Raw genomic sequence first — 16,880 nt, forward strand, 5'->3', positions numbered from 1 at the left:
TCAGTCGCACGCGAGCCTGTATCCGATGCCGCGCACCGTCTGCAGGTAGATCGGGTTCCCCGGATCCGTTTCGATCTTGCGGCGCAGCCGGTTGATCTGGACGTCGACCGTCCGTTCGCCCAGGCCGCTATCATCACCGACGATCTTGTGGCGAGGAACGGTCGCGCCCGGTTGCTCGGCGAAAATCGACAGGATCTGCTTTTCCCTGTCGGTCAGGCGCACCATGGCCTCGCCGTTCTTGAGTTCACCCCGGGCAGAATTGAACGAAAACGGGCCGAAGCGGATTTCTTCGCTGACAATGACCGGCTGCTGGTTGCCACGGCGCAGGATCGCGGCAATGCGCAGCATCAGTTCCCGCGGTTCGAACGGCTTGGAAAGGTAATCATCAACGCCGGCTTCCAGTCCGGCGATCCGGTCCGGGGCCTCGGAGCGCGCGGTGAGCATCAGGATCGGGACGGAAGAGTCCTCACGCAGGGAAACGGCAAGTTCCAGACCGGTCTCGCCCGGCATCATGACATCGAGGATGATCAGGTCGAACTCCAGCCCGGACAGACACGTGCGGGCTTCGGCCGCATGGGCGGCGGCGGTCACACGATAGCCGTTCTCCTTGAGCAACCTGGACAGAAGGTCCCTGATGCGCTTGTCGTCGTCGACCAGGAGAATGTGGTTGGCGTTGTCGTCAGGCACCTGGGCATTCATGTCGGCTTTGTCGTCCTTTTGTGACCTCTGCCGGTCAATCCTTCAGATCGTAGAGACTGCGTATCAGCTGCAGGATCTGGGGCCGCGCTTCGGGGTCGATCATTCGGAGCAGAAACCTGCGGATAATTTCGTCGCTGCCATCTGGCAATCCAATTAGGGCGCGTTCAAGGCGCTTTTGCTGCAGGCTGGTGAGGTCCACAGCAAGGGCGTGTCCGCGTTCGGTGGTATAGAGCAGTCTCTGCCGCCTGTCATGATGGCCTTCGCGCTGCTCGATGATGCCGGCGTCCACCAGTTGCTTGAGCACCCGGCCAAGGCTCTGCTTCGTGATCCGGAGAATGCCGAGCAGGTCAGTGACCATGATCCCGGGATTGCGGTCCACAAAATGCAGAACACGGTGGTGTGCGCGGCCGAACTCATACTTGGCCAGTACGTCGTCCGGATCACCGGTGAAGTCGCGATATGCGAAAAAAAGAAGCTCGATAAGGTCGTAGGACAGCGCGTCGGCGCCATCCGTATCGTCCCCTTCGGGCTGCCTGGGCCGAACCTCGTCCGTATCCCGTCTGAGGGGCGGTTGGTCCGGTTTGAAATTTACGTCAGTCATATTGACTTAATTCTGGTCGATTGTTACTTCTATTCGGTCGCGAACGAAATGATCGGTCTTTTTGATGCATTTTCACGCATCAGATGATAAACGAATCCTATCATCGTCGCCGCGGCCATCAGGATACCGATAGTTGGCGTGCTGTGCAAAAAATACAGCGGTAAAAAAGGCGCAAGTCTTTGGCGTCATTTGCCTCTGTTAAAGAGAAAACAAAACAACGCTCATAGAGCGAGCGGGAGATGAAAAATGGCTGGAACGCCTTTTGATCAGCTCAGTGGTGATATCTGGTACGACGGCACATTCGTGCCTTGGTCGGAAGCCAAACTGCATGTTCTCAGCCACGGGCTTCACTACGGCAGCAGCGTGTTCGAAGGCGAGCGTGCTTATGGCGGCCGGATCTTCAAGTCCGAAGAGCATACGGAGCGCCTGCTTGCATCGGCGCGCATGCTCGGTTTCGAGATCCCGTACACTGCTGAACAAATCAACGCTGCCAAGGAAGAAACCCTGGCGCGCATGAACCTGACCGATGCCTATATTCGCCCCGTCGCCTGGCGCGGCAGCGAGATGATGGGTATTTCGGCTCAGCACAACACCATTCACCTGGCGATCGCCACCTGGGAATGGCCGAGCTATTTCAAGCCGGAAGAGCGCCTGAAGGGCATTCGCCTCGATATGGCCGAATATCGCCGTCCGGCGCCTGCAACGGCTCCGTTCAAGGCGAAGGCCGCCGGTCTCTACATGATCTGCACCATCTCCAAGCATGCCGCGGAAGCCAAGGGCTACACCGATGCGCTGATGCTGGACTGGCGCGGCCAGGTGGCCGAGGCAACCGGCGCCAACGTGTTCTTCGTCAAGGACGGCAAGATCCATACGCCGACGCCTGACTGCTTCCTGAACGGCATTACCCGCCAGACGGTGATCGGTCTGGCACGCGACCGCGGTATCGAGGTTGTCGAGCGCGTGATCATGCCGGAAGAACTGCCGGAATTCGAACAGTGCTTCGTTACCGGAACGGCCGCTGAAGTGACGCCGGTTTCCGAGATTGCCGGAAATACCTATCAGGTCGGCGACATCATCAAGACCCTGATGCAGGACTATGATGCCGCTGTGCGTCCGCAAACCCCGGCCCTGCAGGCCGCAGCAGGCTGACAGAACAGCCGCACGGCAATAATCGGAAAGGCGGGCATTGGCCCGCCTTTTATTTTGCGGTGATGTCGGAATGCGCCGTCATAAGAAGTTTGCCGAATAACTTGGCGCGTTCCACCGACCGGTCGCCATGAAGCGGCCAGGTCTGTGTCAAACCTTCCAGAAGAAGCGAGAGTTCGATCTCACAGCCCGCAAGTCCCGTTGCGCTGGCGGCGAGGCCGGCCACCTGTGTCTTGTGTTCTTTCAGGAGATCAAACAGCTTCTCGTCATGGGGAGCAGATGCCACAGCGGCATGGAACAGGCAGCCCCTTGTAGTTTCGGTTTCCATCCAGTTGGCGATCCGATCGAGGATTTCTCCAAGAGCTTGTTCCGGATCGGCCGGCAAGTCGCCAAACACAAGTTTCAGGTAGCGCCGGTGCCGATGCTCCAGGGCCGCGTAGACCATGTCTTCCCGCGACGGCACGTATTTGTACAGCGTGCGAAGGCTTACGCCCGCCGCATCTCTCAAATCTCCCACGCTTGGCGAGGCAAAGCCGTTTTCGGCAAATGCCCGCTCAAGTCCCGAAGCGATCCTGGTCATGGTGTCGGTCATGCTTGACTATGTAGAATGATCGTTCTACACGTGGCAAGTAGAACGATCATTCTACCAAAGGAAAGCGTATGGCGATCCCCGAAAAGATGAGCGGTGTCGTGCTGACGGGGCACGGCGGACTTGAGAAGTTGGTCTGGCGGACGGACCTGCCAGTTCCCGTGGCCGGGAAGAACGAGGTTCTGATCCGTGTCGGAGCGTCTTCGGTCAATAATACCGACGTGAACACCCGAACAGGGTGGTACTCCAAGGCCGTGCGTGGCGACACCGCCTCCGGCGCGGCTGACGGATATTTGGCCGACACCGGAGCGGATGGCAGTTGGTCCGGCAAGCCTTTGACCTTCCCGCATATTCAGGGCGCCGATTGTTGTGGTGAAATCGTTGCGGTTGGCGACGGCGTCCCGGCGAGCCGGATCGGCGAACGGGTTCTGGTGCGGGCGCTCCAAACTGTCGAAGCAGATGGCCAGGAACCTGCAATCTGGACCTTCGGGTCAGAGACAAACGGTGGATTTGCACAATACGCAACGGCAAGATCTCACGATGCGCTTGCGATAAACTCCCATCTGAGTGACGTCGAACTGGCTTCGTTTCCCTGCGCCTTTTCCACGGCTGAAGGAATGATGCAACGTGCTGGTGTCAAGGCTGAGCGTGTGCTGATCACAGGAGCGTCCGGCGGGGTCGGCTCTGCGGCGATCCAGCTTGCCAAGCGCCGGGGAGCGCATGTCACGGCGGTTACCAGCGGGGAAAAAGCAGCCGACTTGCGGCTTCTTGGAGCCGACGAAACACTGGATCGGGACGCGGTTCCGCCCGAACAGTCCTTTGACGTTGTGCTGGATCTCGTTGGCGGCCCTTCCTGGGGCAAGCTGATCGATGCGCTTTGCAACAGAGGGCGCTACGTCACATCGGGTGCGATAGCCGGGCCGATTGTCGAACTGGATCTTCGGACGCTCTACCTGCGTGATCTGACGCTTCTTGGAAGCACCTATCAGCCGGACAACGTGTTTCAGGATCTGGTGAGCTACATCGAAGCGGACGAGATCCGGCCGGTGGTTGCTGAAACCTATCCCTTGCGTAAGCTGCGTGTCGCGCAGGAAAAGTTCCTGGAAAAAGCCTTCATCGGAAAAATCGCGATTGATGTCGGCGCGTGAGGCGCCGACATCAACATCTCATTCTCAGTCCAGGGACTGCTTGTCGTGCATGGCGTGGAACATGCGGCCGCGCTCGGCGTAGAGAATGCAGCCGATGGCACAAAGTCCATAGACTGTGTAAGCGAGGCCAAGGGGCTGGGTCGTGCCATCGAAAAGCTGCCCCATGATGTACCCCAGGATCGCGCCGCCAAGCGTCGAAATGGTGCCGATGACGGAGGAAGCGGTTCCGGCGATGGCGCCGAGCGGTTCCATGGCCATGGCATTGAAATTCGCGCCCAGGAAGCCGAAGCTGGTCATGATCAGCGTCGCCAATATCATGAACGCCCAGAAGTTCTCCAGGCCCAGCAACGCCAGAATCCATACGACAAATCCGAGCGCGGTGTAGACGACCGCGGCCCCATGGGAGAGCCGCCGCATGCCGATGGCTTCCACCAGCTGCGCGTTGGTGAAGGACGCACCGGCCATGGTGATGGCAATGGCAGCGAAGACGATCGGGAACAGCGTCCCAAGGCCGAAAATGTCGACAAAGATCTGCTGCGACATGGCCAGGAACGAGAACAGGCCGCCGAAAATGAAGGCAGTGCCGACGGTGTATCCAAGGCTTACGCGGGTGGTCAGAGCTGTCATATAGGCACTGACGATGGTGGAGACCTCCATCGGGCGGCGGTTTTCGACCGCCAGGGTTTCCGGCATCCTGAGGGCGGACCAGATCATCATCGCGACGCCGTAAATGAGCAGAAGCGCGAAGATCCAGTGCCAGCCGGCAATCAGGAGAACGGCCTGGCCGATGGAGGGCGCGACCACGGGAACGGCCATGAAGACCATCATCACCAGTGACATGACCTTGCCCATGCGCCTGCCGGTGTAGCAATCGCGCACGACGGAAAGCGCCGTGACGCGGGCAGCCGCACAGCCGATGCCCTGAAGGACGCGCGCGATCAAAAGCGTGTCGAGATCCATCGCGAAGATGGCGCCGATACTGGCAAGGCTGTAAAGCGCAAGGCCGCCGACGAGGATGCCGCGCCGCCCCAGTGCATCTGTTACCGGGCCGAAGAAGAGCTGTGCTCCGCCAAAACCCACCAGATAGGACAGGAGCACAAGCTGGCGGTTGTTCTCCTCAACGATGTTGAGCGCATCGCCAATCGCGGGCAGGGCCGGCAGCATGACGTCGATGGCCATGGCATTCAGTGCCATGATCATGGCGATGATGGCGACAAACTCGGCAAAGGGAATGCCTGGCTCGCGCAGAACTTCGGAAGAAGAGCCTGAAGCACCCTTTTCTGCCGCCGGCGATGCGGCGGCTGTGCCGGAGGGTTCACTGTCGTGTTTCACGGGGTCGGACCAATTCAAATGGGTGGGCTGCCGGGGCAGCCGCAAAGCTTGAGAATGGGAAAGAAGCGGCAGAGCGGCCTTGAATCAATAGCAGACTATTCGCTTGTGCAGCTCAGGTCCAGCGTGCGGCGTCCGTGTCGTCTTCGGTTTTCGCTTCCACCCAGGCTCCGGTGCCGCCTTCCGCAGGGTGTTCCTTCTTCCAGAAGGGGGCGCGGGTCTTCAGGTAGTCCATCAGGAAGTCGGCAGCCTCGAACGCGGCCCGGCGGTGGGAAGAGGCGGCGATCACCAGAACGATGTTATGCCCAGGTGCGATCTTGCCGAAGCGGTGGATCACGGTAAGGCCCGTCAGCGGCCAGCGCTCTGCCGCTTCTCCGGCAATCCGGGTCAATTCGGCTTCGGCCATGCCGGGATAGTGTTCCAGTTCCAGTGCCGCCAGGGTTCCGGCTTCATCCCGGCACAGACCTGTGAAGGTCACCAGCGCACCGACGTCCTTGCGTCCTTCTGTAAGACGAAGGCTTTCGGCCTGCAGGTCGAAGTCTTCTGCCTGGACGCGGACAAGCGGGGTTGTGGCCATCGTTCAGCCGCCTGTCATGGGCGGAAAGAAAGCAACTTCCCGGGCATCGCCAAGCGCAGCGTCGGTTTCCACATGCATCTGGTCAAGTGCGACGCGAATGGCGTCTTCTTCCTCGAACGCGGCGGCGTGATTGTCGTCGAGTGTCTTCAGATGCGAGATCAGATCAGCAACTGTCGCAACCGATGCCGGAACCTCGATGGTTTCCTCTTCGACGCCGACCCGTTCACGGACCCAGGCGAAATAGCGGATGTTCATGAAACCTCCAGGTGGTGTGCGGTCAGGGCGGGAATGAAGGCACCTATTCCGTTATCAGATGGCCGATGCCGGCCCGGAAATAATCGTACCCCGTATATAGGGTAAGCAGGGCGGCGAGCCAGAGTGCCACGAGGCCTGTTTGCGTCGTATAGGCGAACACGGTGTCGCCCGCCGGGCCAGCAAGCAGAAAGGCGACAGCGATCAACTGGACGGTGGTCTTCCACTTGGCAAGCTTGGTAACGGGAACGCTGACCTGCAGTTCAGCCAGAAATTCGCGCAGTCCCGAGACCAGGATTTCCCGGCACAGGATGATGATTGCCGCGATCATGGTCCAGCCGTAGATGGTTCCGTCACCGGCCAGCATCAGCAGGCTGACGGACACCAGCAGCTTGTCTGCAATCGGGTCGAGCATGCGCCCGAGCGCGGACTGCTGTTGCCAGGCCCGCGCCAGGTAGCCATCGAAGAAATCGGTGATCGCTGCCAGAACGAACAGCGCAAGCGCAACCCAGCGAGCTGTGTTGCCTTCAAAATAAAAACAGACCGCAACCGCAGGAACCGCCAATATGCGCCCATAGGTTAGGAGATTGGGCAGGCTCAGGACAATATTTCGTTTCATGTCGGCTTTCGGATTTCGGGCTGAACCCGGCGCTATCGGTCCGGGATACGGGTTCCCGGCAGCGCCATGACTATTCATTTCCGGTGAAGATCCGGTCCTGGCTCAATCGAATATGCTATCGCCGACCTGGTCAATCATCAATTTGGCCTTGCGGATCATCTCGTTGGCCGCAGCTTCCTCGTCCGGCAGCGTGTCTGCACGAATGAAGGTATGCACCTTGGTTGTCTCGCCAACCTGCTTTTCAATCCGGCCGCTGACCTGCCATTGGCCGTTCGACAGCTGGGGCTGAGCGACGATCAGGTAACCGTCATAGTCCACCGTCGTTGCCTTCGAGGCGCCTTTGTTGCCGTCTCCGGAAGAGCCGAAAAGGGATTTGAACATCTTGCCGAGCATCTGAGGCCTCAATCCGTTTCATTTGCCCCCTTTTACGAGGGGCGGGGAAGGGCTTCAAGGGGAGAGGCCGGAGAAGCTTGCGGGAATTTGCATTCTTCAGCGCAAGGTGATGGCGCAGAGGCGTCTCGTCCGGCCTGCTCACCTGTTCGGCGATTTGAGGTTCTTGCGTTGTCTGGCTTGAAGACCTAGCGATCGAGCACGACGAAACCCTGACGTTCGAAGGCTTCGCGCGCGTCGGGGCCCTGGAGATAGGCTAGAAACTCTTCTTCCGCAGGTGTGTCCCGATTGGCCAGATCCGCCACCGGATACACAATCGGCGGATGGCTCTCTGCCGGAAAGGTTCCAACGACAGTCACATTGTCCTCTGCCACGGCGTCCGTGGCATAGACAATGCCGTAGGGCGCTTCACCCGTTGCCACCAGCGCAAGCGCGGAACGAACATTGTCCGACTGCGCTACACGTGGTTCCGCATCGTCCCACAGCCCGAGGCTTTGCAGGGCTGCCTTGCCGTAAATGCCTGCGGGCACCGCGTCGACCAAAGCCATGGCAAGACGGTTGTCGCCCAGGATTTCGGGGAGGTTCAGATCGGCCGAAATATCGAGCGGCTTTGCTTCACGGCCGTGTGCAATCAGGACGAGGGAATTGTTCAACAGGTCGAACCGGGTGCCGGCCTCCAGCAGCTCGTCCTTTTCCAGAACATCCATCCAGTCCGGATTCGCCGAGATGAAGATGTCCGCCGGTGCTCCCTGCTGGATCTGCCGTGCAAGCGCCGAAGAGCCAGCAAGTGATATCACCAGATCATGTCCGGTGGCTGCTTCGAAACGCTGTTCGATCTCTTCCAGGGCGTCCGCCAGGCTTGCTGCGGCAAAAACAGTGACTTCCCCTGCTGCCGCAGTGGTTGGCTGAGCCGCAAGGCCTGCAAGAAAGGCCGCACCAGCCAGAGAGCGCAAGCAGGCGAAGAGACTGGAATTGGACATGCAGCTGGTTCCTCAAAATTGCGATATGTTTCTTCGGGAATATCGCAGGCGAAGCTGCCAAAAGGCAAGCGTTATATTCCGTCGGGAATATCGCTCAGCAGGGTTTTCAGTTTTTCGATGTGCGGGTCTCCGGCGGCACGCGCCTTCAGTTCAATCGCGCGATACTCCTCGAGAACGGCGAGGCCGGTCTCGGTAATCTGCGCCCCACCGCCTTTTGCACCGCCGCGGCTGCGTTCCACGAGGGGGGAGCGGAACATGGCATTGAGGGTTTCCACAAGTTGCCAGGCCCGCTTGTAGCTCATGCCCATCTCACGACCCGCGGCCGCTATCGATCCGGTGCGCTGAATGCGTTCCAGCAACTCGGCCTTGCCGGGGCCCATCATTTCGTCCGGGCCGAACACGAGGCGGATGCGGAACCGGGGACTGCTGTCTTCGTCTCTCATGCGCCGATATTGACCCTGCCGGCCACGCCTGGACAAGGCGCAAATTTCGGTTCCGAGGGTTTGTCCAAGTGTGCCGGTGAGGTCAGCGCCAACGGATTGGCGCAGCGTACAGTGCACCGGGGCAATCCCGGACCGGTGCGCAGGTACCGCGCACCGGCTTGTTTGGTCTACTCGGCAGCCTCTTCCATTGGGCTCTGCCGCACTGTGGCAAGCTCGCTTGCATCCTCCCAGCCGGGGGCATCGTCGAAGGCGACAACGGGGCGCTGTTTCTTCCGGTTGAGCAACAGTCTGGTGGCGTCCCGCTTGGCATAATGACCCGCCGGATCGGCAGCTGCCTTGGCGAAGGCGATCATGCCGAGGTCGATGTCCGCAAAGACGAGGCCTTCTTCGTCCTGAGCGATCTGAGTGCCGATTTCCTGTCCGTCCGGGGCGTAAATGCGGGTATAGCCGCCGCCGAGCGGGCATAGTGCTTCCTTTTCCGGATCGCCCTGGCAGAGCTCGTCCTGGATGTCCCTGGTGACCAGCGAGCAGGGTGCAAGCACGAAACAACCGCCTTCAACCGCGTAGATCATCGACGCCGCGTTGTTGACTTCGTGGCCAAGGGCGTAGGCCGTGCCCTTGTAGAGGTGGAGATTGGGCCAGGCGGCGCAATGGATCTGCTCGTTCTGGGCATACATGGCGTATTTCGACAGCGGTTGCAGGTGTTCCCAGCAGGCCAGCTGGCCGATGCGGCCGAGGGAGGTTTCGACCACGGCAAGATCAGAGCCGTCGCCTTCGCCATAGACCGTGCGTTCCACGTGGGTGGGTTTCAGCTTGCGCCGGCGGTTCACGACCGTGCCGGTCTCGTCGAAATGCCATTGGGCTATATAAAGCGAGCCGCCGTCACGTTCCGAGCAGCCCATGGAAAGCTGGATGTTGTTTTTCCGGCAGGCGTCGGCCAGGCGCTTTTCATGGTCCGAACCGGCTACGATGGAATTTTCGAAATAGCGTCCGGCAAACTGCATCTGCCAGGCGACGGGGCCGAGCCAGATGTAGTTTGGATAACCGGGCAGCCAGGTTTCGCTGAAGGCGACCAGTCTGGCTCCGGCTGATGCAGCTTCCTCGATCAGGCGGACGGCCTTGTCGATGCCGGCATCAAGATCGAGAAAACAGGGGGCAGCCTGGACGGCTGCGACTTTGAATTGCTTGGTCATGTGATGTCCTCCTAGGCCTCCCAGCCTGCCGGAGTGACGACGAGATTACTTTTGTCCCTGAGCCAAAAAACTTGCGTTTTTGGGCAGACTGCCGAAAATCGACCAGTCGAAAACGGAAACGGATATGAGCGGCCAGGCCTCATACAGCACAGTGGACATCGCACCGCGCGATCGCTTCGCCTATTGGCGGGAAGCGGTTTGTGACTCTTATGTCCAGCTGGGCTGTGAAGCGGGCGAGGGCCCCGGTTTCGTCGGCAGTCTGGATATCGAGCGCCATTCGGCCCTGTCCGTTTCCAGAGTGTCCGGGACAGCCCACAGGGTGGTGCGGCGCCCCAGCGACATCCGGTCGGCGTCGGAAGCCGATTTCCTCGTCAGCCTGCAGACCGCAAACTCCTCGCGTCTGACCCAATTCGGAAAAACATCGGTGCTGCGTCCCGGCGACATGGTGGTCTATGACAGCACCCAGCCCTATTGTCTGGATCTGACGGAACCCTTCTCGCAAACGGTCCTGCAGTTTTCGAAGGCAAGTCTGCTCTCCCGATTGCCATTTGCCGAGACGCTCGGCGGAACCTGGATCGACGGGCAAAGCGACATCGGCCGTCTTGTGCGGGAGAGCATCCTGGCGTTTTCAGCCCACCTGAACAGCGGCTCTCCGGTGTTTGCCTCAACGCTTCAGGAAACACTTCTGGACCTTGTGGCGACCGGGCTGGCGGGCAGCCGCAAGAGCGAGCTGGCGCTTTCCTCGTTCGATCGTCAGATCCTGCTCAGGGCGCGCAGCTGCATTGCGCGCCGCATTCACGATCCGGAGCTGGACCGGAACCAGGTGGCGTCGGCCACCGGACTGTCGGTACGGCGTCTCAACGCGATCTTCCAGTGCGAAGGGTCTTCGATCGCAGGCGAAATCCGGCAGAAACGGCTGGAGGTCGTTGCAGCGGCGCTGCATGACCCGAGATTTGCAGCGATGTCGATCAGTGAAATCGCGATGCGCTGCGGGTACAACAATCTGCAGCATTTCTCGACACTGTTTCGCAAGGCTTTTGGCCGTTCGCCCCGGCAGTACCGGGGCGAGGAAGAGTAATCGCGGTAAAGGGTCCCGCGAAGGTGAAATCAGGCAGAGGCCTTGGCTGACTTAAGCTCGTCGCGGATTTCGATCAGGACGTCGATTTCCGACGGGCCGGTCTTGACCTCAGGCTCTACGTCGTCCGGCTTTTCAGCCATGGACTTGATCCGATTGACCGACTTCACAAGCATGAAGACGACAAATGCGATGATCATGAAGTTGATGCAGGACGTCAGAAAGGCGCCATAGGCGAAAACGGCGGCTCCGCTTTCACGAGCAGCGGCAAGACCGGTGCCGGCAGGAACCTCCCCGGACAGAACGACATACATCGAGGTGAAGTCGATGCCGCCGATGATGAGCCCGATAATCGGGTTGATCAGGTCATTGACCAGGCTGGTGACGATGGCGGTGAATGCTGCGCCGATGATGATGCCGACGGCAAGGTCCATGACGTTGCCCTTGGCGATAAAATCCCGAAATTCCTTGATCATATGCATACCCCAAAAGTCTTCGGATCGCTGACCAGAGTGCGCGCGGTAGCACCTTCAACGAATTGGGCTGCGGCGGGGCTTCTTGTCAGAAAAACTGATAATCCTGCTCTGGGAGGCTTTGTCCATCACAAAGTGAGGGCACTGCGACCAGTCCGAGGTGCGGTTCTGAAAGGTTCCGAACGGAAAGTGGCGATCAGCCCAGCTTCCGCTCGCTCCAGTGACGGCGGCAGAGCGAGACGTACTTGTCATTGCCACCAATAACGACCTGGTCGCCTTCCTCGACGATCTTGCCGTCCGCATCCAACCGGGCAACCATGGTTGCCTTGCGTCCGCACCAGCAGATGGTCTTGATTTCCTTCAGATTATCCGCAAGCGCCAGCAAGGCGGCGCTGCCGGGGAAGAGCTTTCCCTGGAAATCCGTTCTGAGGCCGAAGCACATCACAGGAATGCGCAGCGTGTCGGCCACGCGGGCGAGCTGCCAGACCTGATCTTCCGTCAGAAACTGGGCTTCATCGACGAAGACCGCGTCGACCTTCTTCGCTTCGTCGGCGCGCAGTATGTGATCAAAGACGTTGTCAGCCGAGTTGAAGACATCGGCATCCGCTCCCAACCCGATACGCGATGCGATCCGACCCTTGCCACCGCGGTCGTCGAAGGCGGCGATCAGGAGCAGCGTGTTCATCCCGCGCTCCTCGTAGTTATAGGCGGCCTGCAACAGCACTGTCGACTTGCCGGCGTTCATCGAGGAGTAGTTGAAATAGAGTTTGGCCATGCGGAACTTTGGGAATCGGTCTTGAAGTTGCGGGCAGTTTTCAGGAAACCACCCGAAGCCTCAAACACTTTCCGGTTGAAGTCACAGCCAATGTCGCAATTTTCAGGTGCCGGGCGCAGATCGCCGAAGTCAGTTGGTCGGCGTCTGGGCGATCTCCACGATCAGCGGCAAATGATCGGAACCGATATCGGGGCCAAGCGAAACGTTGACGATCTGGATGTCCCTGGAGACGGCGAACTGGTCGACAGGCGCGCCGAGGATCCAGTGCAGGCTGTAATCGAAGAAGAAGCGCGTCGTCTGCGGCCATCCGTCCGGATAGGCCGTTTTCAACCCGTTTCGTGTGAGTGTCTGCTGGAACCGGGCAGACCAGGGTGAACTGTTCCAGTCGCCGATTGCCAGAATGTTGCTGCCGTTGTCGGCCTTCAAGGTATCGATGACGCTATCGGCCTCGTCGAAATATCGGCGCTTGTTCTCCCAGCGGATCTTCGAACGCGGGCTGTCGGGATGAATGACCAGGAGATGCAGCGGAGCCGAACCGGTGTCGACGGAGAGAGACAGCAGTTCCCTGTCGCCATCGTAATAGACATTTGCCCCGGGAGGGACGTCGCCAGAGATGACACGGGTTTCCTCCGACGTCAGCGGAAAGCGGGAGTAGACCGCCAGGCCTCCCAGGTCTCCGACCTTCAGGTATTCGGGAAATCCGTTCTTGCCGGCACCGCCAGCCGGCAGCCCCAAGCGTTGCCAGCGGCGTTCCTGAAGCCACCACAGCACTTCCTGAAACACCACGACATCAGGCTGCTCCTTTTCCAGAAAGGCCTGCAACACCTTGTCCCCCAGAAACAGGTGTTCAAGGTTGATGGAGACGATCTTGAGCGGACGATCTCCTGGCGCGGCGGGACCAAGGGGCTTGGTGTTGGCAAGCGTGCGAGCTCCGGTGAACCCGGCCAGGCTGAGAAAGGCGATCACGGCCACGAACCAGGTCAACCGGTACATCAGACGAAGCCGGTGCCGAACGAGGAAACCGGCCGCACCGCCAAGACACCCCGCCAGGCCAGCGGCCAGAAACTGTCTCAGGAAGAAGCTCATGTTGTCCGCAAGCCAGACGTCCGGCGCCAGAAAGGCAAGCAGGCCGAGCACACTGACTGCAATGGCACCAAGGCTGCCACACCAACCAATCAGGGATAATACGCTATGGATCAGGGAACGCGGTTTAGCCTGGGGCTTTCGAAACATGGCAGCCTGGGTCCGATTTCATGAGAAGGCGGCTGTGCTTAGCACGGACTGCGCGGAAGGTGCGACCTGTTTTGCCGCAAAGTCAGTTCGCCTTTGCCTCGAGCGCTGCCAGCAGCGGCTGAATATGCGCTTGATAAGCCTTCCAGCGCCCGACGGACGAGCCATAGACAGGTCGACGTGCCTGCTCGCGGCTGAAGGTGAAGATCTGGGTGGTCTCGTCAGGGGGCTTCAGGCAATCGTCGTCCCAGTCCAGGCCGGTATGGGCGAGCAGGGCCCGACTTTCCGTCTCATTGTCGCTGACAAGGCTTTCATAGGACTGATGCCTCAAGGCAACCGGCAGAACCTCTGACCAGTGGGCCATCAGATCACGGTAGAGATTGAAATAGCGACCGAGTGAAGCCTGGCTCTCGTTGTAGGAATGATGCGGCGGTAGCGGCGTCATGTAGATCGAAAGACAGGTGTCTTCCGCGGTCCGCGTCACATGCACGAAACTGGCGTTGGGAAAAAGAAGGGCGAGAAGCCAGAGGTTTTCGAAATTGTGAGGCATCTTGTCGATTACACGGTGTGCTCTCTTGTCGATAACCTCCAGATGGGAGAGATAGCGGCGGCCGATGCGCTGAGCCTCCTGCCGTGTCATCTGACGGGCTGCCTCAAAGAGGCGCGGGTCGTGTATCCGGCCGGACGCCAGATCATGAATCCGATCGGGGATGAACTGAAGCTCCCCCGCAGCCCGTGCGGCAGGGTGCCGGCCGATGATCCGCTCGACCAGGGTCGTGCCGGAACGAGGCATGCCGAAAACGAAAACCGGCCTGTCACTTGAAAGCGCCCAGTTCTTCCGCTGTTCGAAAAACTCCCGGTCAAAGGCGGCCTTGCAGCTTTCCACGAAGGCTTTCTGCACGCCCGGATCGTGGGCGGGGTAAAGGCCCGTCCGGTATCCGTCGAAAAAGGAAAATGCCTTGCCGGTGTCGCCTGCGGCGTCGCAGATCTTGCCTGCGGCAAACGCAAGACGGGTGACTTCGGCGGTTGCGGCGCCTTGTGGCAGGTTCGCAAGGTGCCGTTCAATTCCGTCAAGGACACTCACCTTGAGAGTTTCGTCCTGAGCTTCGGCGGCCGCGGTCAGGATTGCGGGATCGGAAGGGGCCTCTGTGAAAGCGATGTGAATATGGTTTTCAGCAAGGTCCCGATTGCCGAGTGTCATTTCCAGTTCGAAGAGGCCCAGATGAGCACGTGGCGACTGCGGATCGGCCTTCAGAGCCTGCTCGAAGGCCTGCCGGGCAAGTCCGGAGCGCCGGAGATCGGCGTAGACTTCACCAAGGACGCGTTGCGCGTATTCAGACCCCGGTGCGAGCGACGCCCCCTTGCGCGCATGAGGCAGTGCGTCTTCGCTGCGCCTCTCGATGTTGAGCGCGCTTGCGAGTGTGGTGTGAACCACTGCTTCCTTTTTCGCGCCTTTTGCGGCCTCTTCCAGATGCGGGATCGCCTGCGCGGTCCGGCCGAAGGAAAGGCAGGCGATGCCCAGGCCATACCGTGCGCGGGCATTGCGCGGATCGTTCTGGAGCACTGCCTCCAGAAGCGTCTGAGCGCGGTCGAATTGTCCTGCTTGAAGAAGAGCGAAAGCTTGTTCGGTCGGATCTGGGTGCATCTTTGTCCGGTGGTCTGCACCGCACAAGCGGCTGGTCTCGCGAACACACCCGTTTCCAAAAAAGGCGCGAAAGATGCGCCGGGTGCCGGTTTGTCGCTACAGCTTGTGATAAACCGGCCTGAAGATGCAACCCTCCGGTGTCAGGTTTCGATCTCTGCAAGTCCTTCGAGCAGCGGGCCAATGTGATCCCGGTACTTTTCGAAACGGTTCACGGCCCCAGTATGAATGGGTTGCCTGACCTGGGCCATGGAGAAGGTGAAGACCTGCGCCTCATTGCTTTCGTGATGGCGGCAAGCCTCGTCCCATGCCAACCCGGCGTGACTAATCAGTGCGGGGCGCTCCGTATCCGGATCGCTCACAAGGGTTTCGTAGGACTGATTGCGGATCTCAACCGGCAGCACCGTGCTCCAGTGCGTCATCAGCTTTCTGTACTGGCGATAATAATGGGCGAGCGATTGCTGGCTTTCACAGTAACCGTGCTTGCCGGGCAGGGGCGTCATGTAGATGGAGACGCAGGTGTCGGCCGGGTTGCGGCTGACATGGCAGAAATGCGCGTTTGGGAACAGGAGGGCGATCAGCCAGAGGTGCTCGAAATTCTGCGGCATCTTGTCAATCACGCGGGCACTTTTCTTGCTGAAACCGTCGAGCAGGGTCAGGTACTTGCGGCCGATGCGCTGGGCGCTCTTGCGGTCGAGGGCCAGGGCGGCGTCGAAGAAGGCGTTGTCACCGGTGTGGCCTGCCGTCAGGCCATCAATCTGTTCGTCAAAGAAGCTCAATTCACCTGCGGCAGTCGCCTTGGGATGAGCGGACAGGATGGCCTCCACCAGCGAGGTGCCTGATCGCGGCATGCCGAAGACGAAGATGGGTCTGTCGTTGGTGAGGGCAAAATCCTTGCGGTCTTCGAAAAACTGTTTCGAGAAGACTTCCCGGCAGGTTTCGACGTGGCGTTCCTGCCGGTCGGCATCATAGTGACCGTAAAGGTCGTCTCGATGCAGGCCGAGGTAATGGAAGGCCTTGGGAATGTCGCCGGTGTCGTCGCAGATCTTGCCGGCTGTGAAGGCAAGCCTTGCCCGCTCGACCTTCGCCATCGGCCGGTCCGCATCGTTCAGCAGGGGCTCGATCTTTTCCAGCGCCTCTTTCTTCAGTGAAAGGTCGGAGAGGTCCCTTGCACTGATGAGCACCGAGGGTTCCTCGGGAGCCAGTTCCAGCGCCCGCCGGAAATGGGTTTCGGCCTCGTCCATCTTGCCGAGCGAGACTTTCAGCCGCGAGAGCGCCAGATGCGCGATCGCCGATGCCTCGTTGATGGCAAGCGCGTTTTGAAAGGCATGTTCGGCCATGACGGGCCGCCGCAGTCTTGCGTAGATCTCACCCAGGGTGCGGTGGGCGAATTCGGACTTGGCGTCGAGAGCGACTGCCTTGCGCGCATATGGCAGGGCCTCCTCGAAACGGTTGTCGAGGGTGAGGGCATCCGCAAGTGTTGCGAAGATGACGGCTTCCTTCTTCGCGACCTTCGCGGCAGCTTGTAGATGTTCGATTGCCCGGGATGCGTGACCGTGGGTCAGATAGATGACACCAAGCCAGTGATTGACCTGAGGATCGCGCGGATTGGCTGCATTGAGATCGGTCAGGATCTCCAGCGCCATGCCGTAATCCTTTGCGTCGATGCACCGAAGCGCGGCTTCCAACGGGTTTGACACTCTCAGAATTCCTTGGCTT

19 protein-coding genes are annotated in these 16,880 nt (G+C 59.8%); 3 read left to right on the forward strand and 16 right to left on the reverse strand.

Annotated elements, in window-relative coordinates; all coding sequences use genetic code 11:
• Together B0E33_RS19465 and B0E33_RS19470 are read right to left on the reverse strand one after the other, a co-directional pair.
• A complete protein-coding gene (locus tag B0E33_RS19465; protein ID WP_077292134.1) occupies window positions 1-699 on the reverse strand; it encodes a response regulator in 699 nt (232 codons plus the stop codon).
• Between the two features lie 34 nt (window positions 700-733).
• On the reverse strand, window positions 734-1,300 hold the full coding sequence (locus B0E33_RS19470; RefSeq protein ID WP_206051383.1) for a MarR family winged helix-turn-helix transcriptional regulator: 567 nt from the start codon (window positions 1,298-1,300) through the stop codon (window positions 734-736).
• A gap of 246 nt (window positions 1,301-1,546) precedes the next feature.
• On the opposite strand from B0E33_RS19470, the gene B0E33_RS19475 reads away from it, so the two are divergent.
• Window positions 1,547-2,449 (forward strand): branched-chain amino acid aminotransferase, encoded by a 903-nt coding sequence (locus tag B0E33_RS19475; RefSeq protein ID WP_022998071.1) that lies wholly within the window; start codon window positions 1,547-1,549, stop codon window positions 2,447-2,449.
• A gap of 49 nt (window positions 2,450-2,498) precedes the next feature.
• Here B0E33_RS19475 and B0E33_RS19480 read toward each other — a convergent pair whose 3' ends face one another.
• Complete coding sequence (locus tag B0E33_RS19480) at window positions 2,499-3,026, reverse strand: TetR/AcrR family transcriptional regulator (RefSeq protein ID WP_228148029.1); 528 nt, start codon at window positions 3,024-3,026, stop codon at window positions 2,499-2,501.
• 80 nt (window positions 3,027-3,106) lie between these two features.
• On the opposite strand from B0E33_RS19480, the gene B0E33_RS19485 reads away from it, so the two are divergent.
• Window positions 3,107-4,183, forward strand: a complete 1,077-nt coding sequence (locus tag B0E33_RS19485; RefSeq protein WP_077292136.1) for an alcohol dehydrogenase family protein — start codon at window positions 3,107-3,109, stop codon at window positions 4,181-4,183.
• A 24-nt stretch (window positions 4,184-4,207) separates the two neighbouring features.
• Here B0E33_RS19485 and B0E33_RS19490 read toward each other — a convergent pair whose 3' ends face one another.
• From B0E33_RS19490 to B0E33_RS19525, 8 genes are all read right to left on the reverse strand, one after another.
• Window positions 4,208-5,431 (reverse strand): multidrug effflux MFS transporter, encoded by a 1,224-nt coding sequence (locus B0E33_RS19490; protein WP_167579660.1) that lies wholly within the window; start codon window positions 5,429-5,431, stop codon window positions 4,208-4,210.
• 196 nt (window positions 5,432-5,627) lie between these two features.
• Complete coding sequence (locus tag B0E33_RS19495) at window positions 5,628-6,089, reverse strand: molybdenum cofactor biosynthesis protein MoaE (protein ID WP_022998067.1); 462 nt, start codon at window positions 6,087-6,089, stop codon at window positions 5,628-5,630.
• Window positions 6,090-6,092: 3 nt separating this feature from the next.
• Complete coding sequence (gene moaD / locus B0E33_RS19500; protein WP_022998066.1) at window positions 6,093-6,344, reverse strand: molybdopterin converting factor subunit 1; 252 nt, start codon at window positions 6,342-6,344, stop codon at window positions 6,093-6,095.
• Window positions 6,345-6,387: 43 nt separating this feature from the next.
• Window positions 6,388-6,960, reverse strand: coding sequence for a CDP-diacylglycerol--glycerol-3-phosphate 3-phosphatidyltransferase (gene pgsA, locus B0E33_RS19505; RefSeq protein WP_022998065.1), 573 nt, complete (start codon window positions 6,958-6,960; stop codon window positions 6,388-6,390).
• Window positions 6,961-7,062: 102 nt separating this feature from the next.
• Window positions 7,063-7,353, reverse strand: a complete 291-nt coding sequence (locus tag B0E33_RS19510; protein ID WP_022998064.1) for an HlyU family transcriptional regulator — start codon at window positions 7,351-7,353, stop codon at window positions 7,063-7,065.
• Between the two features lie 185 nt (window positions 7,354-7,538).
• Window positions 7,539-8,330: a molybdate ABC transporter substrate-binding protein gene (modA, locus tag B0E33_RS19515; RefSeq protein ID WP_077292137.1), complete on the reverse strand. Its 792-nt coding sequence runs from the start codon at window positions 8,328-8,330 to the stop codon at window positions 7,539-7,541.
• A 71-nt stretch (window positions 8,331-8,401) separates the two neighbouring features.
• Entirely contained in the window at window positions 8,402-8,773 is a 372-nt protein-coding gene (locus B0E33_RS19520) for a winged helix-turn-helix domain-containing protein (protein WP_022998062.1), read from the reverse strand.
• Window positions 8,774-8,940: 167 nt separating this feature from the next.
• Entirely contained in the window at window positions 8,941-9,966 is a 1,026-nt protein-coding gene (locus B0E33_RS19525; RefSeq protein ID WP_055655853.1) for a carbon-nitrogen hydrolase family protein, read from the reverse strand.
• Between the two features lie 124 nt (window positions 9,967-10,090).
• Between B0E33_RS19525 and B0E33_RS19530 the strand changes: the two genes are divergently transcribed.
• Window positions 10,091-11,044, forward strand: a complete 954-nt coding sequence (locus B0E33_RS19530) for an AraC-like ligand-binding domain-containing protein (RefSeq protein WP_156912442.1) — start codon at window positions 10,091-10,093, stop codon at window positions 11,042-11,044.
• Between the two features lie 29 nt (window positions 11,045-11,073).
• On the opposite strand, the gene mscL is transcribed toward B0E33_RS19530, so the two are convergent.
• The 5 genes from mscL to B0E33_RS19555 form a co-directional block, all read right to left on the reverse strand.
• Window positions 11,074-11,517: a large conductance mechanosensitive channel protein MscL gene (gene mscL / locus B0E33_RS19535; RefSeq protein ID WP_031268245.1), complete on the reverse strand. Its 444-nt coding sequence runs from the start codon at window positions 11,515-11,517 to the stop codon at window positions 11,074-11,076.
• A 193-nt stretch (window positions 11,518-11,710) separates the two neighbouring features.
• Window positions 11,711-12,289 (reverse strand): thymidine kinase, encoded by a 579-nt coding sequence (locus B0E33_RS19540; protein ID WP_022998058.1) that lies wholly within the window; start codon window positions 12,287-12,289, stop codon window positions 11,711-11,713.
• 129 nt (window positions 12,290-12,418) lie between these two features.
• Window positions 12,419-13,522, reverse strand: a complete 1,104-nt coding sequence (locus B0E33_RS19545; protein ID WP_077292139.1) for an endonuclease/exonuclease/phosphatase family protein — start codon at window positions 13,520-13,522, stop codon at window positions 12,419-12,421.
• A gap of 82 nt (window positions 13,523-13,604) precedes the next feature.
• On the reverse strand, window positions 13,605-15,164 hold the full coding sequence (locus tag B0E33_RS19550; protein ID WP_077292140.1) for a tetratricopeptide repeat-containing sulfotransferase family protein: 1,560 nt from the start codon (window positions 15,162-15,164) through the stop codon (window positions 13,605-13,607).
• Between the two features lie 140 nt (window positions 15,165-15,304).
• Window positions 15,305-16,861, reverse strand: coding sequence for a tetratricopeptide repeat-containing sulfotransferase family protein (locus B0E33_RS19555; protein ID WP_156912443.1), 1,557 nt, complete (start codon window positions 16,859-16,861; stop codon window positions 15,305-15,307).
• Window positions 16,862-16,880: the final 19 nt, after the last annotated feature.

The sequence above is a fragment of the Roseibium algicola genome, assembly GCF_001999245.1.
GTDB lineage: Bacteria > Pseudomonadota > Alphaproteobacteria > Rhizobiales > Stappiaceae > Roseibium > Roseibium algicola.